Here is a 22,942-nt window from a genome sequence, read left to right on the forward strand (position 1 = left end):
GTCTCGTGAAGGGAAGGCCAGGCGGTTCAGCACGCGGCCGTCAGAGCGGAGGCTCGAACGAAAACCATCGAAGACAATCGTCTTCCGACATACCCAGCGAAAGCTTGCCCGAAGGGCGCGCCTTGAAGAGGAAGTAATGTCTGGAGCTTGCATCCGGATGCGCCTCGATGCGGACGAACGGTGCCAGCCTGCTCTCCACCGTCGCCACGTTCACGCACCCTCCGTCGAGCCGAAACAGCATGAACGTCAGATAGCGTCCGTCTTTCTGTTTGCGACGACGCAGAACGATTTCGGTGATCGCGATTCCATCGCGCAAGATCGGTCCCGAACCCTTGAGATCGTCGGAAAGCTGACCGTCTGGATCAACCGGCGATAGCGTCGTCCCCAGGAGCCGCCCCACATCCTGAGGCAAAAACGATGGCATGGCCTCCACTTGAGCGATGACATCGAAAACGTCGTTGTCACCGCGAGCGCTCGTGGGTGTCCATATCCACGCGCATGCCGCGAAGAACGCGACAGCGGCGGACGAGCCTTTGCCACTGGGGCAGCACCGCTGGAACAATCCCTGTGCAGCCATGCCGACCTTCTCCTGCAGAAGGCCTATCTCTCAAGGCCGTGCCCGGCATCGTCCAAATGAAGGATTGGGGCTCTCGGCTGAACGACCGTTCGCAATCTGATCCGAGACCGGGCCTGTAGAGCGTGCTGTGTTGTCTCGGAACCACTGCCGTCATCCCGGGCTTGCCCCGGGATCCATCGGAGGCTGCTGAGCTCTACGATGGATTCCGGAGCGGCGCGGCTTCGCCGCTTGTCCGGAATGACCGTCTGTTTCCGCAGAAAATCAGCATGCTCTAAGCCGCCCGCAGCAACAGCACCTGCGTCTCGCCATAGTCGCGGCGCTCCAGCGTCTCGAACGCTTCGGGCAGGGCGATCTCGGCATCGCCTGCCTCCTCCAGCACGATCAGGGCGCCCGGCTCGAGCCAGCCGCCGTCGCGGGCCGAGATCAGGGCCTTTCCGCCCAGCCCCTTGCGATAGGGCGGATCGCAGAACACCACGCCAAAAGGCGCCATCGGGCCGATCGCGCCGAGCTTCGTCGCGTCGCGCCTGAAGACGCGGCTGTGGCCGGCGAGCCCCAGCGCCATCTGGTTCTCGCGGATCAGACCGCGCGCCTCCGTGCCGTCATCGACCAGAAGCGCGAAGGTGGCGCCGCGCGAGAGCGCCTCGAACGCCATCGCGCCCGTGCCGGCGAACAGGTCGAGCACGCGCGCCCCGTCGAGCGGGTCGTCATAGGCATGGGCGAGCACGTTGAACAGCGACTCGCGCAAACGGTCCGAGGTCGGGCGGATGCTCCCGATCCCCGGCTTGGGGCCGACCAGTGGTCGCCCGCGAAAGCGCCCGCCGACGATCCGCATCGGCTAGGCCTCAGTCACGCTTGCCGCCCGAGCGCGGCCCCTTGCCGCCGCCGCCGGGACGGCCGCCCGGACGACCGCCGCCGCCGGGCTTGCCGCCGAACGGCCTGCTGCCGCCGGGCTTGCCGCCCGATGGCTTGCCGCCGAAGGACTTGCCGCCGAAGGATTTGCCCCCGCTGCGTTCGCCGCCGCTGCTGCTGCGCCCCGCAGGTCGCTCGCTGGAGCGCGCCGCATAGCTCTTGGGTGCGCCGCCGGGCTTGTCACCGAAGCTGCGGCCACGACGCTCATCGCCGGACCGTTCGCTGGCGCGCCGTGGCGGGCGTTCGCCACCTTCGCGCGGAGCACGATCGGGGCGGTCGCCGCCGGGCCTGTCGCCGCGCGGAGCGCGGTCGGGACGTGGTGCGCGATCGGGGCGTTCCGCGCGCGATGCACGCTCCGGCCGCTCTGCGCGCGGTCCGGCATCCTGCCAGGGGCGCTCCTGCGTGCGGTCGCGCTCGCCGCCTTCGATGCGCGGACGGCGAACCGGCCGCTCGCTGCCGCCGGCGCGCTCTGGCGCCCGCGGCGGACGTGCCTGGGCTGCGCCGCGCTCGCTGCGGGGCAGGCGGTCGGGGCGGCGCTTCGGGTTCACGCCGTCACGGGCCGGGCGTTCCGCGCGTGCGGGGCGCTCCGCACTGGCGGAGGTGCTGACCCGCTCCACCAGCACGCGGCGGCCATTGGGATCCTCGATCGCCTTGCCGCGACGGCGAACCACCTCGCCGCTGGCCTCGCGCGACTGGCGCTCGACCTTGGGATCGGCGCCACGGCGCGGCGGCGCTTTGCGTTCGCGCTGCGGCTCGGCCTCGGCGTCGCGCCAGACGGTGCGTTTCCACGGCTTCTCGCTGCGGTCGTCCTGCGACGGCGTGCGCACGGCGTCGCTCTGCCAGCGCTCGCGCTCGGGCTTGCCGTCGCGGTCGCCCGCCGGGCGCCGGCGCTGGCGGTCGTCGCCGCTGGGAGCGCGGACGGGGGCGGGCGGCAGTTCGTCGCGGCGCGGCGCCTCGAGATCGACGCCGGCCTTGGCCATCAGATCCTCGCCGAGCTGGTCGCGGATCACGCGCGAGCGCACCTCGTCGGCCTCGCCCTCGGCCAGGTCCGCGAGCTGGAACGGCCCGAACGAAACCCGGATCAGCCGGTTCACGTCGAGGCCGAGATGCTCGAGCACCGTCTTGACCTCGCGGTTCTTGCCCTCGCGCAAATCGACCGTCAGCCAGGTGTTGGAACCCTGCTGGCGCTCGAAGCGCGCCACGACCGGGCCGTAGGAGACGCCTTCGATGGTGACGCCGTCACGCAGCGTGTCGAGCTTGTCCTGCGTTACCGAGCCGAAGGCGCGCACGCGGTAGCGCCGCAGCCAGCCGGTCTCGGGCAGTTCCAGCATGCGTGCCAGGCCGCCGTCATTGGTCAGCAGCAGCAGGCCTTCGGTGTTGATGTCGAGCCGCCCGATCGAGAGCACGCGCGGCAAATCCTCGGGCAGCGCGTCGAACACCGTTGGCCGGCCCTCGGGGTCATGGTTGGTCGTCACGAGGCCGCGCGGCTTGTGGTAGAGCCAGAGCCTTGTGCGCTCGCGCGCCGGCAAGGGCTCGCCGTCGATCAGCACGACATCGTTGGGGCCGATATCGAGAGCCGGGCTCTCCAGCACCTTGCCGTTCACGCTGACGCGGCCTTCCGCGATCATCGCCTCGCTGTCGCGGCGCGAGGCGACTCCGGCGCGCGCCATCACCTTGGCGATGCGCTCCGGCTCCTGGATCAGTGACGGCAGCAGCTTGGCCTCGGAGACGGGCGCCGGGGCGTCTTCGCGGGCCCGCCGCGGACGCGCGGGGCCATCCGAGCGCGGCCGGTCGAAGCGGGGCTTGTCGAAGCCGGGTTTGTCGAAGCGCTTGGCTCCGGCGCCAGCCCCGCCCGTCCGCTCGCCGCGCGGCGCAAAGCCTTCGCGCGGAGGCCGGCTGTTGCTGCGCTCGCCCTCAGGGCGGGCTCGGAACGGGCGCGCCGGGCCCTCAGTGCGGGCAGGGCGCTCGGCGCTGTCGGTGCGGGGCTTGAACGGCTTGCGTTCCCCGCCCGCCGAAGCGCCCGCGCGCGGGCCTTTTCCGCCAAAGCCGCCGCCATCGCGACCGCCGCCGGACCCGCTGCCACGCCCGCCGGTTCCGCCGCCCTTGCGCGGGCCCCGGCTTTTCTGGTTGTTGTCGTCGCTCATGACTGCTCCTGAGCGTGCCGCGCCAAAAGTGACAGGCACTCTCGCGAAAGGGTCAGCTCGAAATCTGGATATAGCCGGCGCTTGTAGCAGAGCGCTCCCATGGCTGCGAGCGACAAAACAGAGGTCCGATGCGCCAGCAACGCCCGTCGCCGTCGCGCGATACGAGGATGCCGGATGAAAGCCCGCTCGATCCGATGGCGCTGGCCTTCGAGGAGGCGCGTGCAGCGGCCGCGCGCGGCGAGGTGCCGGTCGGCGCCGTCGTGACGCGGGGCGGCGTGGTGCTCGCCCGCGCCGGCAATCGCACGCTGGAGTTGAAGGACCCGACCGCCCATGCCGAGATGCTTGCGCTGCGCATCGCCTGCGAGGAAATCCAATCAGAGCGGCTGATCGGCTGCGATCTCCACGTCACGCTCGAACCCTGCCCGATGTGCGCGGCCGCGATCTCCTTCGCCCGCATCCGCCGGCTTTATTTCGGTGCGGGGGACCCCAAGGGCGGCGCGGTCGAGAACGGCGTCAGGCTCTATGCCAGCCCGACCTGCCACCATCAGCCGGAGGTTTACGGCGGTCTGCGCGAGAGCGAGGCGGCGGAGCTGCTGCGAAGCTTCTTCCAGGGGCGGCGCTAGACCGGCAGGCCGGAGCCTCGGCCGTCCGCTCGCCTTTATCGGCTCAGGACGGCGATGGCGGCATCGAGGCGGCTCTCCATGGCGCCAGCCTGACTGAGCGTCGCCCGCTCCAGCACCGTGGCGAGCGCGTCGATCGCAGCCAGGGCATCGCGCCGCGCCTGTTCGATGGCGGCGATCTCTGCCTGGGCGTAGAGCGAGCGCGCGAACAGCGCGACCCGCGTGACGGTCGCAAAGGTCGCATCCTCGATCTCCGGCGAGACAACGACGAAGCGCAGGACGTTTTCGAGATGCGCCTCGGCACTGGGACCGAGCGCCTTGGCGTTCAGAGCGCCGGCCCGGAAGACGGCGCTGCGAAGCGTCTCGATCTCCGAAATCAGATAGTTCTGCACCTCATCGATCATCCACGCCTCCAGACGGAACGCACACGCGACGGAACACATCAGACAACCCCAGCGTAACATAGGTCGGCAGGAGCGGCATGGCCGGACGCATCCTGGGTTAGCGAGCCGTCAAACCGATCCGGCGAAATCGCGCGATCGTCGGGGCTTTCCCCTGGGGCGGCGCAGCGGCGCAGGCTCGGACGACGCATCGGGACGATCGCATTGCGAACGCGGTCTCGTCATGGAATGACCCGACCGGGTCCCGCTTGCGGACCCATTCCGGCGTTCAACTCGGCTGTTCATCCGCAACTGATGGAAGGAAACTCCATGCGCATGATCATCCTGGCCGCCGCTGCAGGCGCCACGCTTGTCCTCGCCGGGCCGGTCAACGCCCAGGCCCCGTCGACCAATCCGGCGCAGACGCCGCCACCTGCATCGGCGCCGCAATCTCCTGCACAGGTGCCCGCCATCAAAACCGTCAGCGTCGTCGATCTCGACGAATTGCCCGAGGCGACAAAGGGCCAGCTCAATCAGCTTCTGGCGACCCGCACGGCCGACCAGCTCGAGCGGCTTCGCCAGGCCATCGACACCGCGCCGGTCGCGAAATCGGCGCTCGAGGCCAAGGGGCTCAGTTCGCGGGACGTGGTGATCGCCCAGATCGACGATGAAGGCGAATTGACCATCATCACCAAGAAGGCAGGCTGACCGCACCGAGGCCCGGCGCCGTGACGGCGCCGGGCGCTTGCTGGCCCTAGTGCGGAAATCCATCCGTTCGATGATCAATCGGCGTGTCGGACGAGACCGTATTGTAGAACTTCGACGTTGGGCGATGATCTAAGCCAAATGTCGTGATGATCATCGCGGTGGCTGTCACGGCGTGGCTATAGCGACAGATCGACTGCCGTCAGACCGCCTTGTTTTAGCCTTGCGACAAATCTATTGGGACGGGGAACCGCTCAGCCAGACCATGTGATGGTGGCTTGAGCCTTCCATTCCCCAGTTCATGTCAGGTTGATAATGCGTTGTATTGCTGCGGCCGTGATCCTCACGGTCTCTATGCCTGTGCTCGCCCATGCGGAGCCCCACATCGAGAAGGTCTCGTTCCAGCCGCAGGTCAAAGGCCTGGGCTGCCTGAAGCCCGAGGCGGTCGCGATGGTCAAGGAGCTGATCGACAAGATCGGCCCGATCCAGATCACCTCGACCTGCGGCGGGCGCCACGCCAGACGGTCCCAACACTATCACGGCAAGGCGATCGATTTCCGGCCGCTCGCCACCTCTGCCCGCAAGGCGGTCGCGGCGGCCAAGGCGATCGAGAGCACCGGCGGGGTCGGCTCCTACCCCAATGGCATCGTCCATGTTGATGTCGGTGACAGGGAGCTGTCCTGGTTCGGCCACAAGCGCGCCGGCCGCCGCTACGCCTATAACCGCTGAGGCGGCGCACCGGGCGGCGGTTCAGGCCGCCGCCCGCAACACCAGATATCCGCCCAGCGCCAGGAGCCCTGCGAAGAAGCAGAGCTTGAACGTCTTCGCCGAGATGCGGTTGCGGATCATCGTCCCCACAGCCATTCCCGCCAGTGCCGGCAGCAGGGCCAGGGCCGAATGCCAGGCGACGGTGGCATCCAGCGCGCCGTTGCCCAGAAGCCCGACAGAGAGCGCCAGTGTCGAGATGATGAAGGAGAGGCCGAGCGCCTGCACCAGCTCGTCCTTGTCGAGCCCGAGCGCCTGCAGATAGGGCACGGCCGGCAGCACGAAGACGCCCGTCGCCGCGGTTGCAATCCCGGTCGCGATGCCGATGACAGGCGCAAGCCAGCCTTCCGCTGATGGTGGAACCTGCAGCTTCGCCGCCTTCAGCCCGACCAGCGCATAAAGCACCAGCGCAATGCCGAGCCACAGCGTCGCCGAGCCGGTCTTCTGCTGCTCCAGCAGGCCGGCGCCGGCCCAGGTACCCAGGCAGATCCCCGCCAGCATCGGCCAGAGCCTGGAAACGATGGCCTTGAGCCCGGGGCCGGTCGCGATCTGCCAGCCATTGGTGATGAGATTGGGCACCACCAGCAGCGCCGCCGCCTGGGCAGGCGCCATCACCACGCCGAGAATCCCGACCGCGATGGTCGGCAGGCCGAGCCCGATGACGCCCTTGACGAAGCCGGCCAGCAGGAAGGTGCCGGCGATGAACGCGATGAGCTGCAGGTTTTCCATGGACGGCTTTCTGGCATTGCCGCCGCCTCCTGTCGCCTCTCGATGCTACGGCCCGCGCCGTAGCATTGCCGCTTGCCAGCTCGACGGTTTGTCGTGAAGCGTCATTGCGAGCGTAGCGAAGCAATCCAGAAGGTCTCGCGCGACGTCGCCCTGGATTGCTTCGCTGCGCTCGCAATGACGGCAGAACCGGGAGCATGATGCCGGGATGAGCACCGACGGCCCCTATCTCGCCGAGATCGCCCATCTGATGGGAGATCCCGCCCGCGCCAACATGCTGCATGCGCTGATGGACGGCCGCGCCCTGACGGCCAAGGAACTCGCCTGGCTTGCCGGCGTCGCGCCGCAGACCGCGAGCGGCCATCTCGCCAAGCTGATGGATGGCGGGCTGCTGGCGGTCGCCGTCCAAGGCCGCCATCGCTATTACCGGCTGGCCGGCCCCGAGGTGGCGCAGGCGCTGGAAGGGCTGATGGTGCTCGCCGGTGCGCAGACGTCGCGCCGCCGCCTGCCCTCTCGCGTCGGCGCGGAGCTGAGCCAGGCCCGCACCTGCTACGACCATTTCGCCGGGCGGCTCGGCATCGGCATCCATGACGCGCTGGTCGCTGGGGGCCATCTGCGCGTCGCCGAGGGCGGCTACGGGCTGACCTCCTCGGGTGAGGCGGTCTTCATGGCGCTCGGCGTCGATCCCGTGCCGACGAAAAGCCGCCGGGCAGCGCTACGCCCCTGCCTGGACTGGAGCGAGCGCCGGCCGCACCTCGCCGGCCACCTCGCTGCGGCACTCGCCTGCCGCTGCTTCGAGATGGCCTGGGTCACGCGCCGCAAGGACAGCCGCGCCGTCACACTGACGGATGCGGGCAGGGCGGCCCTGGCCGATGCGCTGCCCGGTTTCCGATGCGACGCCGAGCCTGCCGCCGAAATGCCCGAGCTCCGGCAAGCCGTCTTCGCCTGAGGGCCGCGCCGGGCCTAGAACTGGATGCGCAGCTGCGCGGACCCGCCGAGGCTGCGGCTGGTGGCGGAGAGTTCGCTGTCGAGGCGGACGCCGAGCGAGACCCGCTCGCTGATCCTCGCATCGAGACCCGCGGCGATCAGCGCGCCGTTTCGGTCGGGTCGTGCGCCGGTCGCGGTGAAGCCGGCTCCCGGCAGGCCGACCAGGCTCGCGCTCAGCTGTGCGTCGCGCTCGAAATAATGCGCCCAGGCGGCCCGCACGAAGCCGGTCACCGGCACGCCGCCGAACACGGCTTGCGAGTCGATCTGCAATCCCAGCTCGGAGCGGCTGCTCACGTCGTTGCGCCTGGAGACGGCGAGTGCGCCGGCATTGCTCCCGATCCCGGACTGCTCGAGAAAGGCGGGGCTGCGGACATGGACCGCTTGCAGCGCTGCCAGCGGTGACAGGCTGAAGCCGTTCCAGCTCGCGACGGAAGCGCTCGCCTGCAACCGGCCGCTCCAGACGGTGCTGACATAAGACGAGGTCAGCGCGTTGCCGAGCACCGGCACGGCGCGCGTCACATCCGTGTCGAGCCTGGCATAGCCGCCGGCGGCGGAGAGGTTGAGCGCGCCAATCCGCGTCATGCCGTAGAGCCCGGCCTGGAAGACGTCGCTCTCGGCCTTGCCGAGCCCGCCGGACAGCGAGGCGCGCGCCTGGCCGCCGGAAACCGCGATGCCGGCGACGGTGCCGGGTGCGACCCGCAGATCGGCACCCACGGCCAGATGGGCATCGGCCAGATCCCGGTTCGCCGAGCCGATGCGGCCGTTGCCGTCGGTGCGTCCCGCCGAGCCGAACGTCGCCCCCCAGAGTGCGAAACGCGGCTCGTCGCGCAAGGCGGGCCGCGCAGGCGAATCCTGGCCCTTGACGATGCGCCCGGTGAATGCGGCGCTGCCTGGCACCGCCGCCGCAGACTGTGAAAGGCGTCCGCCCAGTCCGCCGTCGAGCATCGTCTGCAGGAACTGGCCGGCAACCTGGAAGCCGATCGCGGGCACGCCGGTGTGGGCCTCGCCAGAAAGCTGGTTGACGGCAGCGGGGATTGCAGCGGCAGACTGGTTGTAGAGGTTGAACAGGGCCGAGGCGTTGACGCCGCCCGCCACCGCGCGATCGATCGCGGATGCGACAGCATAAGCGTTGAGCGGAGCCGAGACCCCCAGGCTCGCCGGCGAGACGATCGGCGTCAGGGGCTTTGGCGCCAGCGTCAACAGCACATCGTTGCTGGTATAGCTCACGGTGCTGGTGATGCCGTCGCCGAAGGAGCCGGTGCTGTCCACCGTCCCGAACCGGCCGCTCGCGCCGCCAGCAGCCGAAAGCAACGTGTAGGGGCTGTTGAAGCTGTAGGTCCCGCCGAGCGGCACCAGCCTCAGCGTGCCGGCGAGCGAGGCCGTGCCGGTGACGGTGATCCGGTCGGCCACCGCGCCCTCGATCTCGGCGCGATACACCGAGCCGGGGTTGAGCGTCAGATTGCCGTTGATCGTCAGCGTGCCCGGCGAATTGCCGGGGGAGATCGTGCCGAAAACGGTTGTCGAGGGCAGCTGGCCCGAGCCGCCGAGCGTGGCGCCCGCCGCCACGTTGACCCCCGACGACGACAGGATCGAGCCGTTCACGATCAGCGTGCCGACGGCGACGCTGGTCGGGCCGGTATAGGTGCTCGCGCCCGAAATCGTGGTGGTGCCGCTGAAATTCTGCCGCAGTCCGCCGGCGCCGGAGATCGTGCCGGCGAAGGCGGTTCCGCTGTTGTCCTGTGTCGTCAGCGTCTGCCCGGCGGCCACGGTGACGAGCGAGCCGGAAACGCCGCCCAGGGAGCCGACCGTCTCGCTTTGGGCAACGGCGAGTGTCGCGCCACTGTCGATCATCACCCAAGCGGTGTCGCCAAGCGCGTTGCCACCGGTCACCGTCAGGGTGCCGAATCTGACGAAGGTCGGGCCGGTCGAGGTGTTGACGCCGGAGAGGGTGAGGTTCCCGGCGCCCTGCTTGGTGAGCGATCCGCTGCCGCTGATGGTGCCGGCGAAGGTGCCGGCTGCCGTCTGGTCGAGGACCACCGCCGCATTGTTCGTGAGCGTGCCCTTGATGCTGGCCGTCGTGCCGATCAACGTTCCGCCGGACACGGATGTGCCGCCCGTATAGGTGTTGATGCCCGTCAGCGTGAGGATGCCGTCACCAGTCTTGGCGATGGATCCTGCCCCTCTGATGACGTTGGAGACGGTGACGTCGGTCGGCTGCGCAAATGTCAGCGATCCCGCCTGGATCGCGATGCCTCCGGTCAGACCCGACGTCCCGTTGGTGAAGGTCAAGCTGTTGACGCCGCCCGTGAAGCGCAGCGCGTCGATGTCGCCGCTGCCGCTCCCGGCGACGATCGAGCCGCTGTTCACGATCGTCAGGTTCTGGCCGGTGATGCCGACGCCGGCTGCGCCTTGCGGCCCGTTGCCGACACCGCCATTGCCGCCCACGATGCTGCCATTGTTGACGATGCTCGCGCCGGTTGTGGTGGTCACGACGATGCCGGAGCCGCCCGTGCCGCCGGTGCCGTCGTCCAGTCGAGCATCGTAGCCCCCCCCGGCCCCAACGCCGCCATTGCCGCCATTGCCGCCCGTGATCGTGCCGTTGTTGAGCACCGAAGCGCCCTCCAGCACGCCGCCCGCGCCGCCGCCGCCGCCGCCGCCACCTCCGGCCCAGCTGCCGCCGCCGTCGCCGTTGCCGCCGTTCCCGCCATTGCCGCCCGTGATCGTCGAACTGTTGCTCAGAGTGGTCGCTGTTACGCCACGGCCGCCGCCGCCACCGCCGCCACCCGCTCCGTTGGCGGAGCTGGAGCTGCCGCCGCCGCCGCCACTGTCGGTGCCGCCGCCGCGGCCGGATCCTTCGCTCGTGGTCCCCGGGGGGCCTCCGGCCGGCCCGCTGCCGGCGCCGCCGACGCCGCTGACGCCGCCGATGCCGCCTGCGCCGCCTGTGAAGCTAGCGTCTCCCGCCGCTCCACCGGTGCCGCCGGTGCCCGGCGTGGTTCCCGACCCATTGCCGCCGTTCAAGCCGTTCGCGCCGGCCACTTGCGCCTGCGCGACGCCGGCGGTGCTGATCAGCACCGCCGGCACGGAAACGCCGGCCATGATTGCCGACAGCAAGGGAAACGCGGCGGCGGAAGAGCGTGATAGACGAATCATCATGAGCACCAGCGAATCAAAACAGACTGGGTCAAGATCATTGATAAATCGTCGTTGTCTATGAACGAGATCGCCTCGACACGACAATAACGCGCAAGTGGCGATTAGATCACAACATTCATATCGCATGACCTAACGTAATATATCTAACGTTAGGCCAATTTCTTCTTCAGTCTCGCCTTGTCAGAACTGTGTCGAGTGCTCGCTTGACCTGCTCTTTCACAGGCAGGGAGGCCTCGAGGATCGCCTTGGCCTTGAAGAAGTCGAGGCCGCCGATGCCATCGACGCCGGCGCGGATCAGGATGTCGGGCGGCTGGCGCTCGATCATCCGCTGGACGATCGTCCGCGTCAGGATCTGGCTGACTCCGAGCATCGCTTCCAGCGGCTCAGGCACGCGCGTTTCGCTGATCGTCGCAGGCGCGCTGGTGTCCACCGCCATGACGATCCGGCCCGGCGCCATCAGCCGGTCATAGGGCAGGGGATTGATCGCGCCGCCGTCGATCAGCACGCGGCCATCGATCACCACCGGCCGCACCAGCCCGGGAATGGCCAAAGACGCCGCCACGGCAGGCGTCAGCGGGCCGCTGCCGAGCGAGACCTCCGCGTGGAGATGATAGTCGGTCGCCGCCGCCGCAAACGGTGTCGCCAGATCCTCGAAACGATCGGGTACGGCTTCGGGCCAGAACAGGTCGAGCATGCGCTCGCCGTCGATCAGCACCGGATTGCCCAGGCCACGCATCAGGTCGGTGAACTTGCCGACGCGCGCGTCGAGCAGCCTGGCGATCACCCGCGCTCGGTCCCGGAAGGTGCTGATGACATGCTCGTGCAGATCGCGGCCCGAGAGACCCGCCGCATAGGCCGCTCCAACGATCGCGCCCATCGAGCAACCGGCAATGAAGGCCGGCCTGACCCCGAGTTCGTCGAGCGCCTCCAGAACCAGGATATGGCTCAGACCCCGCGCGCCTCCGGCGCCGAGCACGAGGACGAGCTGGTTCCCGTGCCCATCTGGCTGGCGAGGCGCGGGTTGGTCCGGGGCAGGTTTGGTCTCGATGTCCATATCGCGGTGCGGCATGACCGGACTCTGGGCCTTCACGTCGCCTCAGACAACCGGCTCCACCAGGAATGGCACGAGCGCCGCCAGCGTCGCCGCCGGGTTTTCCTCCGGCAGGAAATGTCCGCTGTCGATCGCCTGGCCTTCCGCCTGCGGCGCGAAGCTCTCGCGCCAGATCTCCAGCGGGCTCGCCCCCTTGGCCGGGATCCCGGCCTCGCCCCAGAGGACCAGAACGGGGCAAAGGATGCGCCTGCCGGCCGCGAGATCGGCCTTGTCGTGCGCGACATCCGTCGTCGCGCCGGCGCGGTAATCCTCGCAGGCGGCATGGATGCGGGCCGGGTCGTTGAAGGATTCCCCATAGGATCGCAGCGCCAGCGGATCGAACAGGTCGAGCGACTTCGCCCGCGTCCAGCTCGCGATCGTATGGTCGAGCCAGCCCAGCGGATCGGCCTTGATCAGGTTTTCCGGCCCCGGCTCGGGCTGGGCCAGGAAGCTCCAGTGATAGACCTGCATGGCGCGCGCGGCGTTCATCCCCTCCCACATCGAGATTGTGGGCAGGATGTCGAGCAGCGCCAGCCGCTCGACCCGGCCGGGATGGTCGAGCGCCAGCCGGTAGGCCACACGCGCGCCGCGGTCATGCCCGACCACCGCGAAGCGCAGATGCCCGAGGCCCTGCATCACCGCGACGATGTCCTCGCCCATGCCGCGCTTGCTGTAGGTCGAGGCGCCGCCATCGCCATGCGGCGCGGCAGACCAACCATAGCCGCGCAGGTCAGGGCAGACGACGGTATGCGTCTTGGTCAGTTCACCGGCGAGCTTGTGCCACTCGGCATGGGTCTGCGGAAAGCCGTGGATCAGCACCACCGGCGGCCCCTCGCCGCCGACGCGGGCGAAGATCTTGCCGATGGGTCCATCGACCCAATGCGCGGTGAAACCGGGGAAGAGGCTGTCGAGATTGCTCATGGCTTGGCTTCCGCAGCGAGCGCCGAGCCGATGTCGGTATGACTGAAATCGTCGCCTTTGTAGAGCAAGGGCGCGTTCAAGGATTTCGCCAGGGCATACGAAAAGCAGTCGCCCATGTTCAACCTCGCGCGATGATGGCCCTTGCCGAAACGGAGAAAGGCCTCGGCTGCCAGGATGGACTGGTCCTCGTCCACCGCGCGGCTATGAATACCGAAACGCGTGAGGAAGGCCCGATGCCGATCGAGATCAAAACCAGGTAAGCGCTGGCTCGCGACCATGAAGGTTTCGACGAAGCTTACAGTCGAGCAGAGCGCTTCACCGACCCGATCGAGACGATCGATGAAGGCGGGGCGTTCGGGTTCTCCCTGCAGGATCGCGATCATCGCGGAACTGTCGATCACGATCCGCGACACGTTCACCGTGGCACGCCGATTTCATCATAGCCGATGATCTCATCATCGGTCAGATGCATCGTGTTCTTCGGCAGTGCGTCGATCTCAGCCAGGTATGCGTCGATCTTCGCTCTGTCTAGACGGCCGGCGCGCGCCGGTTCCGGCAGGCGGTCCAGCCGCTCCTGCATGGCCGTTCGGACAGCCTGCGTCATGGTCTCGCCGGTGCGCATTGCCACGTCCCGGATGAGCCTGTCCGTTTCCGCGTCCTTGATCAGCACACTCACAACCGACCTCCGTATAGATGGGTTCGCCTCTCTATATATACGCTGCCCGCGTGCCGCTGTCAGCCTTCGCGCTCGCGCTTCACCGCCTGCCAGCCGATGTCGCGACGGCAGAAGCCTTCCGGCCAGTCGATCGCATCGACGCCCCGATAAGCCCGCGTCTGCGCATCCGCGACCGTCTTGCCGAGCCCGACCATATTGAGCACCCGCCCGCCGCTGGCGAGAACACTCCCCGTCGCATCCTGCTTGGTGCCGGAATGGAAGACGAGGACGTCATCGAGTGCCTCCGCGGTCTCGATGCCGCGGATGACGCTGCCGGTCTCGGGCTTGCCGGGATAGCCGCGCGCCGCCAGCACGACCGTCAGCGCCGCCTCGTCGGACCAGCGCAGCGTGATGTTGTCGAGCACGCCGTCGCAGGCGGCGATCAGGGCCGGTACGATGTCGCTCCTTAGCCGCGGCATCAGCACCTCGCATTCGGGATCGCCGAAGCGGACATTGTATTCGATCAGCTTCGGCCCCTGCGCCGTGATCATCAACCCGGCATAGAGAATGCCTTGAAAGGGCGAGCCTCGCTCGGTCATTCCCGCGAGTGTGGGCATGATGATGTCCGCCATGACCTGTGCTTCGAGAGCCTTTGTCATTACCGGCGCCGGCGAATAGGCGCCCATGCCGCCGGTGTTGGGGCCGGTATCGCCGTCGCCGACGCGCTTGTGGTCCTGCGCCGAGGCGAGGGGCAGCGCATGCGTGCCGTCGCACAGCGCAAAGAAGCTCGCCTCCTCGCCGATCATCCACTCCTCGATCACGACCTCGGCGCCGGCGGCGCCGAGCCCGCCGGCAAACATCATCTCGATGGCGGCGTTGGCCTCGTCCAGCGTTTCGGCCATGACGACGCCCTTGCCGGCGGCAAGCCCATCGGCCTTGATCACGATCGGCGCGCCTTGCTCGGTGACATAGGCCTTGGCGGACGCTGCATCGGTGAAGCGGCCGAAGCCGGCGGTCGGAATGCCGAACTGCGCGCAGAGCTCCTTGGTGAAGCCCTTCGAGCCTTCGAGCTGGGCTGCGGCTTTCGACGGGCCGAAGGTCTTGATGCCGGCGGCGGTGAGATCGTCGGCGATTCCGTCGACCAGCGGCCCTTCGGGGCCGACCACGACGAGATCGATGGTTTGCAGCCGGCAGAACGCGATCACGGCCGAATGATCGGCGATGTCGATCACGACGTTCTCGCCGCATTGCGCGGTGCCGGGGTTGCCCGGGGCGATGAACAGACGGTCGCAGAGCGGCGAGGCCGAGATCGCCCAGGCCAACGCATGCTCGCGGCCGCCCGAGCCGATCAGAAGGATGTTCATCGCCGTCTCCTTGCGTGCGGACTTTCGTCCACCGTTGTCATCCCGGGCGACAGGAGGGAGACCCGGGATCCATGCCGGAACGGTTCAGGCATGGATCCCGGATCTCCGCTTCGCTCCGTCCGGGATGACCCGCACGGGTTCCGGAGCTAGATCTGGAGGCGGCAATAGCCGCCGATTGCACGGACGGCAACGCTTCTGCCAACGCTGTCCCGCAGCTATGGTCGCGCGATGGACACCGAATCGCCCGACGCCAAGCCCGGCAACGCTCCCGAATGGTCTGTCTCGGACCTCTCCGGCGCGCTCAAGCGCACGCTGGAGGATGCCTTCGGCTTCGTGCGGGTGCGCGGCGAGATCTCCGGCTATCGCGGCCCGGTGGGGTCCGGCCACGTCTATTTCTCGCTGAAGGACGCCAACGCCAAGATCGACGCGGTGATCTGGAAAGGCGTCTTCGGCCGGCTGAAGACCAAGCCGCAGGAGGGGCTGGAGGTCATCGCCACCGGCAAGATCACCACCTTCGCCGGCAAGTCGAGCTACCAGATCATCATCGATTCGATCGAGCCCGCCGGCATCGGCGCGCTGATGGCCCTGCTGGAAGAACGCCGCCGGCGGCTGGCGGCCGAGGGGCTGTTTTCGGAAGAGCGCAAGCAGCTCATCCCCTATCTGCCCCGCGTCATCGGCGTCGTCACATCGCCGACCGGCGCCGTCATCCGCGACATCCTGCACCGGCTGGAGGATCGCTTTCCCCGCCATGTCCTGGTCTGGCCGGTGCGGGTGCAGGGCGAGAGCAGCGCGGCCGAGGTCGCGGCCGCGATCAACGGCTTCAATGCGCTGCCCGAGGGCGGGGCCATCCCGCGCCCGGACGTCATCATCGTGGCGCGCGGCGGCGGCCCGCTCGAAGACCTGATGGGCTTCAACGAGGAGATCGTGGTGCGCGCCGCCGCCGCCTCGCTGATCCCGCTGGTCTCGGCCGTCGGCCACGAGACCGATATCACCCTGATCGACCATGCGGCGGACCTGCGCAGCCCCACGCCGACCGGCGCGGCCGAGAAGGTCGTGCCGGTGCGGGCCGAGCTGATGGCTGCGGTGGCCGATCTCTCGCGCCGGCAGGCAGGCGCCATGCGGCGCCTCTCGGACCGCCGCCGCAGCGATTTGCGCGCGCTGGCCCGCGCGCTTCCTGGACCCGAGGCCGTGCTGTCGGGTCCGCGCCAGCGGTTCGATCTCGCGGGCACGCGGCTGGCGCCGGCGCTGGCACGCAATGCCCGCGTGCATGAGCAGCAGCTGGGGCTGGCCTCGCAGCGCCTCGCCCGGCACTCGCCGCTGCTGCGGCTGGCGACCGCGCGCAAGGACATCGAGCGGCTGTCGAGGGCCATGGCGGTCGCCCGCGACACGCTGCTGCGGCGCGAGCGCGACCGGATCGCGCGCGCCGAGGATCGCACTGGCGCGCTCGCCGGAAGTCTCAGATCGGCCTTTGCCCGTACGCTGCAGCGGCGCCGAGACCGCCTCGACAGCGTCTGGACCCTGGCGGCATCGCTGGGCCCGAATGCCGTTCTGGCGCGCGGTTATGCTCTGGTGCGTGACGAGGCCGGCGTCCTCGTTCGCGAGGTCGGTCAGGCGCGGCCGGGACAGGCGTTGAACGTGCAGGTCGCCGACGGCCGCTTCGGCGCGGTCGTGGCCGGGTCCGGCGAGGTCCCGCCACGGCAGGTGCGGCCTGCTCGGCGCGAGAGCCCTAAGGCCGGGCAGGGCGACCTGTTCTGACACCCCTCAGGTTCAAAGCCCCTTCAGGAAGGCTTTCACGCGCTTGATCGCATCGTCGCGCGCCGCAGGATTGGTGCCGACGGTTGCCTTGCCGGTGCCTGTCGCCGAATTGGCAATGTCGCTTCGCTCCCGAACCTCGAGCCGGGGGTGGTCGAAATCGTGCAGCGCGCCGGGATAGACCACGAGCTCGACCTTCTCGCCGCGCGCCCGCGCCGCCTTGGCGAGATAGTCGCAGGGCGCGGCCGGGGTCCAGTCGTCGGCGTCGCCCATCAGGATCATCAGCGGCAGCCGGGCGGAGAAGCTCGCCGATTCCGACTGGACACGGCAGCCCGGATAGAAGGCGACGGCGCGGGCGAAGTCGGCCCTCTCATCGGCTGGACGGCGATCCCTGCGGATGGCGGCGAGAACTGTCGAACCGCCGCCGGACCAGCCGAGAAGCGCGATCGCGTCAGCGCGGATGTCCGTGCGCGATTGCAGCCATTGCCGCGCCGCCGCGGCATCGGCGACGCGCTCGCGGCTGGCGCGCACGGTCAGTTCCTTGACGCCGCATTGCGAGCCGAGTTTGCGCGAGCCGTAGCTGTCGGGCATCAGCACCGCGATGCCGCTCATCGAAAGGCGCTCGCCCCAGTCGGAGTGGCGCGTCGAGAGCTGGCCATTATCCCGCCACAGGCCGCCGCAACCATGCATGGCGACGACGGCTGGAAATGGCCCGGGACCCTGCGGAAGATACAGGACCGCGTCCAGCTCCCCGTCATAGCTGGGCACGCGCACGCGCTCATAGCCGGCAGCCTGCGCTGCCGTGCTCAGGAGCGCAAAGCCGACCAGAGCGATGGCGAGGCGCATGCCGTTGGACATCATTGACGGGAACGTTATCACGGGCTTGGATTATTTCGACATTTCGAACTGCAAGCAACATGATAGACAAATCGTCATGAACATCAGCGAACGCCCTCCGATGCCCGGCCCCGAAGCCGCGCTCGATTACGGCCACGGCGAGTTCCGTGTCGTGCGGCCTGGTGCCTTCGTGCGCTGCGCCGTCACCGGCGCGCCGATCCGCCTCGACGAACTGCGCTACTGGTCGGTCGACTGGCAGGAGGCCTATGTCTCGCCGGAGGCCGTGCAGCTCAGGCTAAGGCGCGCGGGTCGCGCCTGAGCCGGCTGCCAGCGTCCCGGAGACCATCGCCTCGATCCGTTGGCTTTCAGCGAAAACCAGCGCGACCGGCACCGGCAGCAGGCGGTCGCGCTGCGCGTCTGGCCAGAGCGGCCCGAGCTTGACCATGTCCTTCTCGGTCGTCGCGACCAGGCAATCATAGAGCGTGGCCTCGTCGACGAGCGCCGCGACATCGCGCGGCGTATAGGCATGGTGGTCGCCGAAGGCGCGCTCCGCCACGATCCGTGCCCCGGCCTCCCGCAGCGTGGCTGCGAATTTCTCCGGCCGGCCGATCCCCGACACAGCCATGACCGGCTGTCCGTGGAGCCGCGACAAGGCTTCCTGTGCCGGCTCCAGCCTGGCCTGCATCGCCACCACGCCCTGAGCCTGTGCCGCTGCTGCGACAGCCTCGCCGGCCGCGCCGCCGCCAATGACGAGCACCGCATCGGTCTCGCCCAGTTGGCCGTCCAGCGGCGCACGCAGCGGCCCGGCCGGCAGGCAATAGCCGTTGCCGACGCCCGACGCGCCATCGACCACGGCGAGCCGCAGCCGCTTGGCGAGCGTCGGATTCTGCAAGCCGTCATCCATGACGATCACGCTGGCGCCGAGCGCGCGGGCGAGCGCCGCACCGGCCGCCCGGTCGCGCGCCACCACGGTGCGGGCATGTCGGGCCATCAGCAGCGGCTCGTCGCCGACCGCCTTGGCGGCGTGATGGGCAGGGTGGACCTCGACGGGGCCGCGCAGCGATCCGCCATAGCCGCGCATCAGCACGAACGGCGTCTCGCCGCGTCGGGTCAGCAGGGCCGCCAGCGCGATGGCCGTCGGCGTCTTGCCGGCGCCGCCCGCGACGAAGTTGCCGACGCAGATCACCGGAATGCCGGGGTCGCTCCCGGTGCCGCGCATCCGCCGCAGCGTGATCGCGCCATAGAGCCATCCGAGCGGGGAAAGCAGCCGGGCGAGCGCCCCGGCCGGGCGCCACCAGAAGCGCGGCGCGCGCATCAGGACGAGGCGTCGCGCTGCCCGAGCGCCATGCGCATCAGCAGCGGCTCCAGCGCCTGCATCGTGCGGTTCAGCGCGCCGCCGAGCTGGGCGCTGGTCTGGGCGGCGGCGCGCGCCGCCTGCCGGGCGCTGGCGGGGTCGCTCAGCCAGCGATGCACGGCGCCCGCCAGCCCTTGCGCGTCGGCGACCTCGCGGGCGCCGCCATCCCCATCGAAGGCGGCGAAGATGTCGGCATTGTTGTGGACGAAGGGGCCGTGCAGCAGAGCGCAGCCGAGCTTGGCCGGCTCGATCGGGTTGTGGCCGCCGATCATCGGTACGAGCGAGCCACCGAGATAGGCCACCTGCGAGAGCCGGTAGAGCAGGCCCAGCTCGCCGACCGTATCTGCGATATAGAGCTCGACGTCGCGCTCGGGCATCTGGCCGGCGCCGCGTCGCGACACGGCGATGCCGTTGGCCTGCGCCAAAGCCTCGATTTCGACGCCGCGCTGGGGATGGCGCGGGGCGATGATGGTCAGGAGCTTCGGCAGATAGGACCTGATCCCGAGATGGGCGGCGATGACCTGCTCTTCCTCGCCGGGATGCGTGCTGGCCGCGACCCAGACCGGCCGGCCGGTGGTCAGCCCGTCGAGGATCGCCAGCGTGTCCGCATCGGCGGGCGGGGCCGGCACGTCGAATTTCAGGTTGCCGGCGACGCTGACCCGCGGCGCGCCAAGCTGCGCCAGCCGCTCGGCGTCGCCCTGCGACTGGGCGAGGCAGGATTCGAAGCAGGCGAGCAGATAGCGCGAGGTCCGCGGCGCCTTGTACCAGCGCGCGAAGGAGCGCTCCGACATGCGGGCGTTGACCAGCACCAGCGGCACCTCGCGCCGGCGGGCCTCGATCAGCAGGTTCGGCCAGATTTCGGATTCGCAGATCAGCCCGAGTTCCGGGCGCCAGTAATCCAGGAAGCGGCGCATGTAGCGGGGCACGTCGAGCGGCAGGTACTGGTGGATCACCCCGGCCGGCAGTCGCGCCGCGAGAAGCTTGGCCGAGGTCACCGTGCCGGAGGTGACGAGCACGGTGAGGCCGCGCTTCTGCAGCTTGGCGACCAGCGGCAGCAGCGTCACCGTCTCGCCGACGCTGGCGCCATGGAGCCAGACCAGCGAGCGGTTCGGCCTGCGGACGCCTGGATAGCCGCGCCGTTCCGCGAGCCGCGTCGGGTCTTCCTTGCCGCGTCGCCGCCGCCAGACCAGAAGTCCGGCGGCTGCCGGCTCCAGCACGGCGGTCAGCATGCGGTAGCCGGTGAGGATCGCGCCCTTGCCGGTCATGCCGGCGTGCTCGGGACGGCGAGCGGTGCCGGCCTCAAGCCGGCGCCGGGGTCCTGCGCTCCGACCAGCGCATAGGCGCGGGCATGGACAGCGTCGAGCCCGGCCTCGAGCGCCAGCCGCGCCGCCTCGCATGTCGCCTCGTCGGCCTCGCGCGCGACATGGATCGCCTCGCCGACGACGATCGCACCACGTCCGAAGGGCAGGCCAATCGAGGCCCGGTCCCAGCTCTTGAAATCGATGCGCCGGCTGGTCACGACGGCGATCGGATGAACAGGCCGGCCCGAGGCGCGCGCGAGCTGGATGATGCCCGGCCCGGCGACGCGGGCGCGCTTGGGAATGTCGGCGGTCAGGACCATGGTCTCGCCGGCCTTGAGCCGCTTCATCATCGCCAGGAAGGCGCTGGCGCCACCCTTTTCGCGGATCTTCTTGCCGAGCGCCCCTGAGCCGCGGATCGCGCCGATGCCGAGTTCGCGCAAGGCGACCGCGTTGAAGCCGCCATCGCCATGGCGCGAGACCAGCGAGCAGGCCGGCATCCAGTCCGGCCGTGAGAACGGGATCATGATGTGCTGGCCGTGCCACATCGCGATGATCAGCGGCAATTCCGGCTGGACGCGCTCATAGATGTCGGCGGGCTCGACCACGAAACGGTTGGTCTTTCGCACGAGGCGCAGATAGCCCGCGAGCAGCCGGCCGAGCGCTTCCTGCGCAACGCGCGTCTTGAGGATCGAAAAGCCCATGAAATCGTATTGAGACCTGAAACCTGCGTCGGAAATCAGGCTGCCTCGGGATCGAGCAGCCGGTGCAGGTGAACGACGAAATAGCGTGTCTGCGCCTGGTCGACGGTGGCCTGGGCCTTCGCTTTCCAGGCGGCGTGCGCGGTCGCGTAGTTGGGGAAAACGCCGACGATGTCGAGCTTCGAGAGATCCTTGAAGGTCACGCCTTCCAGCGAACTCAGTTCGCCGCCGAAGACGAGGTGGAGAAGCTGTTTCTGTTCCGGTTCGGCAGCCATTGATCCCTCCAGCACGAGCAGTTCACGTCACGAACGACGCCGCACCCGTTACGCCATCCGCACGCCGCGCGCGAGTGCCGAATGGCCGTCAAATCCGATATGGCCGGCAATTCCGGCGAAATCATTTCAGCTTCGCTGCGGCTGTCCGTCGCGCATGCGCTGAAGCGCCGAGATCAGCGGCTCGGCCAGGCCGCTGCCGCTCGCCACCAGCATGCCGTGGACCGGCGTCTCGCGGTTATAGACGACAGCCTCACCGCTGCCGCCGCTGAGCAGCCCTCCCGCTTCCTGCAGGATCAGGTCGGCGGCGGCGAGATCCCAGTCGCGCGCATCCGCCGAGATCAGCCCCGCATCGATCGTGCCGTCGGCGATCCGTGTCAGGCGCAGTGCCAGCGAGGGGATCTTGTCGGCCTGCTCGAAGGTCTCGCTCCGCGCCAGCGCGTCGAGCATCGGCTTGGGGCCGGCGATGCGGGAGCCGGCGAGGCTCGTCGTCGTCGTGGCTGAGATGGCGGCGCTGTTGCGCTGGGCGCCGCCGCCGCGCAGCGCCTGATAGGTCGCATCGCAGGCCGGCGCATGCACCACGCCAAGAATCGGCACGCCCTCGTCGAGCAGCGCGACGCAGACCGCCCAGTCCGGCGAGCCGCTCATATAGGCGCGCGTGCCATCGATCGGATCGACCACCCAGACGAAGCGTCGCGACAGTCTCAGCGCGTCGTCGACCGTCTCCTCCGACAGCCACGCCGCCTCCGGCAGCAGCACCGAAAGCCGGATGCGCAGGAAGGTATCGACGCCGATATCGGCTTCCGTGACGGGCGAGCCGCCGCTCTTGGACCAGGTCCGGGCCGCCGTCTTTTCGCCCGGGCGGAACAGGTCGACCGCGATCTCTCCCGCTTCCAGGCAGCTCTCGCGCACCGCTTTGAGCAGGTCGGGCGCGATGGGGAGAGGAGGGGGGCTCATGCGCGATCCGTACGAATGGCAGTGCCGAGGTTCAAGCCGAAAATGCCCGCGCACACCGAAAGATTCCGTCAAGCATCATGCATGAAACAGGCCATCAAGGCCACTTCGAGGCGCCAAACACGCTCCTTTAACCCAAACGCTTAAGCGCTCGGAGACGCCTGAGACGCAATCTCACATGGCAAGCACGAGAGCCCCGGACTGCACAGAGGGCTCCGTAGCGGCAGGGATTACAGAGAGGCGTTAAACCGATGGCCAGAGTCACGCCGGCCGCCGGGGAGTTCGGTTTCATGCCGAATTCGCCCGGCGGCGCGACCGACCCCACGATCGTATCCCGCAACCCGATGCCGGTGCAGCCCGAGGTGCCCCGTATCGAGCGGATCGGCTCGGTGCGGATCCTGCGCGGTGCCGCAGGCTGGCGCGGCGTCGCCCTGAGGCTGGCGAACACGACGGGCGAGGACGAGACCTTCCAGCTGGCGCTGACGGCCGGTGACGGCCGTTCGATCACGGTCGCGACGGTCAATCAGGACGATGCCGTGGCGCTCTGGCGCGACTGCGGCCGGGCCAGCGGCCTGCCGCTGCTGCTCGAGACCAGCGACGGCGCGATCAGCGAGCCGTTCCCGCAGATCGGCCCGCTCGCTCTGGGCCCGATCCGGGTCAGGCGGCGTCATGCCTTCCTGAACGGTCGCCGCCCGCGCTTTCTCGTCCGGCGCAAATCCGGACGTCTCGCCGAGCGGCCGGTCGTGATCAGCGGCGACAGGCTGACCGATTGAGGTTG

At 69.0% G+C, this 22,942-nt stretch carries 24 protein-coding genes; 7 read left to right on the forward strand and 17 right to left on the reverse strand.

Features of this window, described 5'->3' with window-relative positions:
* Positions 1-40: 40 nt before the first annotated feature.
* From AE618_RS01700 to AE618_RS01710, 3 genes are all read right to left on the reverse strand, one after another.
* The gene (locus tag AE618_RS01700; RefSeq protein ID WP_054207329.1) at positions 41-577 is read right to left on the reverse strand and encodes a hypothetical protein; all 537 of its coding nucleotides are present in this window, start codon (positions 575-577) and stop codon (positions 41-43) included.
* Positions 578-848: 271 nt separating this feature from the next.
* On the reverse strand, positions 849-1,409 hold the full coding sequence (rsmD, locus tag AE618_RS01705) for a 16S rRNA (guanine(966)-N(2))-methyltransferase RsmD (RefSeq protein WP_054207330.1): 561 nt from the start codon (positions 1,407-1,409) through the stop codon (positions 849-851).
* A gap of 10 nt (positions 1,410-1,419) precedes the next feature.
* The gene (locus AE618_RS01710; protein ID WP_054207331.1) at positions 1,420-3,630 is read right to left on the reverse strand and encodes a pseudouridine synthase; all 2,211 of its coding nucleotides are present in this window, start codon (positions 3,628-3,630) and stop codon (positions 1,420-1,422) included.
* Positions 3,631-3,797: 167 nt separating this feature from the next.
* Between AE618_RS01710 and AE618_RS01715 the strand changes: the two genes are divergently transcribed.
* Positions 3,798-4,253 (forward strand): nucleoside deaminase, encoded by a 456-nt coding sequence (locus tag AE618_RS01715; RefSeq protein ID WP_054207332.1) that lies wholly within the window; start codon positions 3,798-3,800, stop codon positions 4,251-4,253.
* A gap of 35 nt (positions 4,254-4,288) precedes the next feature.
* Here the strand turns inward: AE618_RS01715 and AE618_RS01720 are convergent, their stop codons facing one another.
* Positions 4,289-4,654, reverse strand: a complete 366-nt coding sequence (locus tag AE618_RS01720; RefSeq protein WP_054207333.1) for a hypothetical protein — start codon at positions 4,652-4,654, stop codon at positions 4,289-4,291.
* 306 nt (positions 4,655-4,960) lie between these two features.
* Here AE618_RS01720 and AE618_RS01725 point away from each other — a divergent pair, with 306 nt between their 5' ends.
* Both AE618_RS01725 and AE618_RS01730 read left to right on the forward strand, forming a co-directional pair.
* On the forward strand, positions 4,961-5,338 hold the full coding sequence (locus AE618_RS01725) for a hypothetical protein (RefSeq protein WP_054207334.1): 378 nt from the start codon (positions 4,961-4,963) through the stop codon (positions 5,336-5,338).
* Between the two features lie 333 nt (positions 5,339-5,671).
* Positions 5,672-6,064 (forward strand): DUF882 domain-containing protein, encoded by a 393-nt coding sequence (locus tag AE618_RS01730; RefSeq protein WP_054207335.1) that lies wholly within the window; start codon positions 5,672-5,674, stop codon positions 6,062-6,064.
* 21 nt (positions 6,065-6,085) lie between these two features.
* Here AE618_RS01730 and AE618_RS01735 read toward each other — a convergent pair whose 3' ends face one another.
* Positions 6,086-6,829, reverse strand: coding sequence for a sulfite exporter TauE/SafE family protein (locus AE618_RS01735; protein WP_054207336.1), 744 nt, complete (start codon positions 6,827-6,829; stop codon positions 6,086-6,088).
* A 205-nt stretch (positions 6,830-7,034) separates the two neighbouring features.
* On the opposite strand from AE618_RS01735, the gene AE618_RS01740 reads away from it, so the two are divergent.
* Positions 7,035-7,775, forward strand: a complete 741-nt coding sequence (locus AE618_RS01740; protein ID WP_082364916.1) for an ArsR/SmtB family transcription factor — start codon at positions 7,035-7,037, stop codon at positions 7,773-7,775.
* A gap of 14 nt (positions 7,776-7,789) precedes the next feature.
* On the opposite strand, the gene AE618_RS29010 is transcribed toward AE618_RS01740, so the two are convergent.
* The 6 genes from AE618_RS29010 to purD form a co-directional block, all read right to left on the reverse strand.
* Positions 7,790-10,909: an autotransporter outer membrane beta-barrel domain-containing protein gene (locus tag AE618_RS29010; RefSeq protein WP_156330048.1), complete on the reverse strand. Its 3,120-nt coding sequence runs from the start codon at positions 10,907-10,909 to the stop codon at positions 7,790-7,792.
* Positions 10,910-11,132: 223 nt separating this feature from the next.
* Entirely contained in the window at positions 11,133-12,035 is a 903-nt protein-coding gene (locus AE618_RS01750) for a patatin-like phospholipase family protein (RefSeq protein WP_248310713.1), read from the reverse strand.
* Between the two features lie 27 nt (positions 12,036-12,062).
* On the reverse strand, positions 12,063-12,977 hold the full coding sequence (locus AE618_RS01755; RefSeq protein WP_054207338.1) for an alpha/beta fold hydrolase: 915 nt from the start codon (positions 12,975-12,977) through the stop codon (positions 12,063-12,065).
* A complete protein-coding gene (locus AE618_RS01760) occupies positions 12,974-13,378 on the reverse strand; it encodes a type II toxin-antitoxin system VapC family toxin (protein ID WP_248310714.1) in 405 nt (134 codons plus the stop codon). Before AE618_RS01760 ends, AE618_RS01755 begins: the two co-directional genes overlap by 4 nt.
* Positions 13,379-13,392: 14 nt before the next feature.
* On the reverse strand, positions 13,393-13,653 hold the full coding sequence (locus tag AE618_RS01765) for a type II toxin-antitoxin system VapB family antitoxin (RefSeq protein WP_082364917.1): 261 nt from the start codon (positions 13,651-13,653) through the stop codon (positions 13,393-13,395).
* Positions 13,654-13,712: 59 nt separating this feature from the next.
* Complete coding sequence (gene purD / locus AE618_RS01770) at positions 13,713-14,996, reverse strand: phosphoribosylamine--glycine ligase (RefSeq protein WP_054207341.1); 1,284 nt, start codon at positions 14,994-14,996, stop codon at positions 13,713-13,715.
* A gap of 228 nt (positions 14,997-15,224) precedes the next feature.
* On the opposite strand from purD, the gene xseA reads away from it, so the two are divergent.
* Positions 15,225-16,751 carry an exodeoxyribonuclease VII large subunit gene (gene xseA, locus AE618_RS01775; RefSeq protein ID WP_054207342.1) on the forward strand — a complete coding sequence of 509 codons (1,527 nt, stop codon included), beginning with the start codon at positions 15,225-15,227 and terminating at the stop codon, positions 16,749-16,751.
* Positions 16,752-16,763: 12 nt separating this feature from the next.
* Here xseA and AE618_RS01780 read toward each other — a convergent pair whose 3' ends face one another.
* A complete protein-coding gene (locus AE618_RS01780) occupies positions 16,764-17,594 on the reverse strand; it encodes a dienelactone hydrolase family protein (protein WP_054207400.1) in 831 nt (276 codons plus the stop codon).
* A gap of 88 nt (positions 17,595-17,682) precedes the next feature.
* On the opposite strand from AE618_RS01780, the gene AE618_RS01785 reads away from it, so the two are divergent.
* On the forward strand, positions 17,683-17,904 hold the full coding sequence (locus AE618_RS01785; protein WP_054207343.1) for a DUF2093 domain-containing protein: 222 nt from the start codon (positions 17,683-17,685) through the stop codon (positions 17,902-17,904).
* Here AE618_RS01785 and lpxK read toward each other — a convergent pair.
* The 5 genes from lpxK to AE618_RS01810 form a co-directional block, all read right to left on the reverse strand.
* Positions 17,881-18,900 (reverse strand): tetraacyldisaccharide 4'-kinase, encoded by a 1,020-nt coding sequence (gene lpxK, locus AE618_RS01790; RefSeq protein WP_054207344.1) that lies wholly within the window; start codon positions 18,898-18,900, stop codon positions 17,881-17,883. The genes AE618_RS01785 and lpxK overlap by 24 nt on opposite strands.
* Positions 18,900-20,204, reverse strand: a complete 1,305-nt coding sequence (locus AE618_RS01795; protein ID WP_054207345.1) for a 3-deoxy-D-manno-octulosonic acid transferase — start codon at positions 20,202-20,204, stop codon at positions 18,900-18,902. The genes lpxK and AE618_RS01795 overlap by 1 nt, the downstream gene beginning before the upstream one ends.
* Positions 20,201-20,941: a lysophospholipid acyltransferase family protein gene (locus AE618_RS01800; RefSeq protein ID WP_054207346.1), complete on the reverse strand. Its 741-nt coding sequence runs from the start codon at positions 20,939-20,941 to the stop codon at positions 20,201-20,203. Before AE618_RS01800 ends, AE618_RS01795 begins: the two co-directional genes overlap by 4 nt.
* A gap of 35 nt (positions 20,942-20,976) precedes the next feature.
* Positions 20,977-21,213, reverse strand: a complete 237-nt coding sequence (locus tag AE618_RS01805) for a DUF4170 domain-containing protein (RefSeq protein ID WP_054207347.1) — start codon at positions 21,211-21,213, stop codon at positions 20,977-20,979.
* Positions 21,214-21,339: 126 nt separating this feature from the next.
* A complete protein-coding gene (locus tag AE618_RS01810; RefSeq protein ID WP_054207348.1) occupies positions 21,340-22,167 on the reverse strand; it encodes a 3'(2'),5'-bisphosphate nucleotidase CysQ in 828 nt (275 codons plus the stop codon).
* 248 nt (positions 22,168-22,415) lie between these two features.
* Between AE618_RS01810 and AE618_RS01815 the strand changes: the two genes are divergently transcribed.
* Positions 22,416-22,937 (forward strand): DUF6101 family protein, encoded by a 522-nt coding sequence (locus AE618_RS01815; protein ID WP_054207349.1) that lies wholly within the window; start codon positions 22,416-22,418, stop codon positions 22,935-22,937.
* Positions 22,938-22,942: the final 5 nt, after the last annotated feature.

Origin of the sequence: Allobosea vaviloviae (assembly GCF_001298265.1) — a bacterium.
GTDB lineage: Bacteria > Pseudomonadota > Alphaproteobacteria > Rhizobiales > Beijerinckiaceae > Allobosea > Allobosea vaviloviae_B.

Excerpts from the sequence above, each read along its gene's own strand:
- AE618_RS01795 (WP_054207345.1), bottom strand. The coding sequence starts at position 20,204 with ATGACCGGCAAGGGCGCGATCCTCACCGGCTACCGCATGCTGACCGCC.
- AE618_RS01710 (WP_054207331.1), bottom strand. The coding sequence starts at position 3,630 with ATGAGCGACGACAACAACCAGAAAAGCCGGGGCCCGCGCAAGGGCGGC.
- AE618_RS01740 (WP_082364916.1), top strand. The coding sequence starts at position 7,035 with ATGAGCACCGACGGCCCCTATCTCGCCGAGATCGCCCATCTGATGGGA.
- AE618_RS01725 (WP_054207334.1), top strand. The coding sequence starts at position 4,961 with ATGCGCATGATCATCCTGGCCGCCGCTGCAGGCGCCACGCTTGTCCTC.
- purD (WP_054207341.1), bottom strand. The coding sequence starts at position 14,996 with ATGAACATCCTTCTGATCGGCTCGGGCGGCCGCGAGCATGCGTTGGCC.
- xseA (WP_054207342.1), top strand. The coding sequence starts at position 15,225 with ATGGACACCGAATCGCCCGACGCCAAGCCCGGCAACGCTCCCGAATGG.
- AE618_RS01735 (WP_054207336.1), bottom strand. The coding sequence starts at position 6,829 with ATGGAAAACCTGCAGCTCATCGCGTTCATCGCCGGCACCTTCCTGCTG.
- AE618_RS01750 (WP_248310713.1), bottom strand. The coding sequence starts at position 12,035 with ATGCCGCACCGCGATATGGACATCGAGACCAAACCTGCCCCGGACCAA.
- AE618_RS01715 (WP_054207332.1), top strand. The coding sequence starts at position 3,798 with ATGCCGGATGAAAGCCCGCTCGATCCGATGGCGCTGGCCTTCGAGGAG.
- AE618_RS29010 (WP_156330048.1), bottom strand. The coding sequence starts at position 10,909 with ATGGCCGGCGTTTCCGTGCCGGCGGTGCTGATCAGCACCGCCGGCGTC.
- lpxK (WP_054207344.1), bottom strand. The coding sequence starts at position 18,900 with ATGCGCGCGCCGCGCTTCTGGTGGCGCCCGGCCGGGGCGCTCGCCCGG.
- AE618_RS01810 (WP_054207348.1), bottom strand. The coding sequence starts at position 22,167 with ATGAGCCCCCCTCCTCTCCCCATCGCGCCCGACCTGCTCAAAGCGGTG.
- AE618_RS01815 (WP_054207349.1), top strand. The coding sequence starts at position 22,416 with ATGGCCAGAGTCACGCCGGCCGCCGGGGAGTTCGGTTTCATGCCGAAT.
- AE618_RS01755 (WP_054207338.1), bottom strand. The coding sequence starts at position 12,977 with ATGAGCAATCTCGACAGCCTCTTCCCCGGTTTCACCGCGCATTGGGTC.
- AE618_RS01720 (WP_054207333.1), bottom strand. The coding sequence starts at position 4,654 with ATGATCGATGAGGTGCAGAACTATCTGATTTCGGAGATCGAGACGCTT.
- AE618_RS01805 (WP_054207347.1), bottom strand. The coding sequence starts at position 21,213 with ATGGCTGCCGAACCGGAACAGAAACAGCTTCTCCACCTCGTCTTCGGC.
- AE618_RS01780 (WP_054207400.1), bottom strand. The coding sequence starts at position 17,594 with ATGCGCCTCGCCATCGCTCTGGTCGGCTTTGCGCTCCTGAGCACGGCA.
- AE618_RS01700 (WP_054207329.1), bottom strand. The coding sequence starts at position 577 with ATGGCTGCACAGGGATTGTTCCAGCGGTGCTGCCCCAGTGGCAAAGGC.
- AE618_RS01800 (WP_054207346.1), bottom strand. The coding sequence starts at position 20,941 with ATGGGCTTTTCGATCCTCAAGACGCGCGTTGCGCAGGAAGCGCTCGGC.
- rsmD (WP_054207330.1), bottom strand. The coding sequence starts at position 1,409 with ATGCGGATCGTCGGCGGGCGCTTTCGCGGGCGACCACTGGTCGGCCCC.
- AE618_RS01785 (WP_054207343.1), top strand. The coding sequence starts at position 17,683 with ATGAACATCAGCGAACGCCCTCCGATGCCCGGCCCCGAAGCCGCGCTC.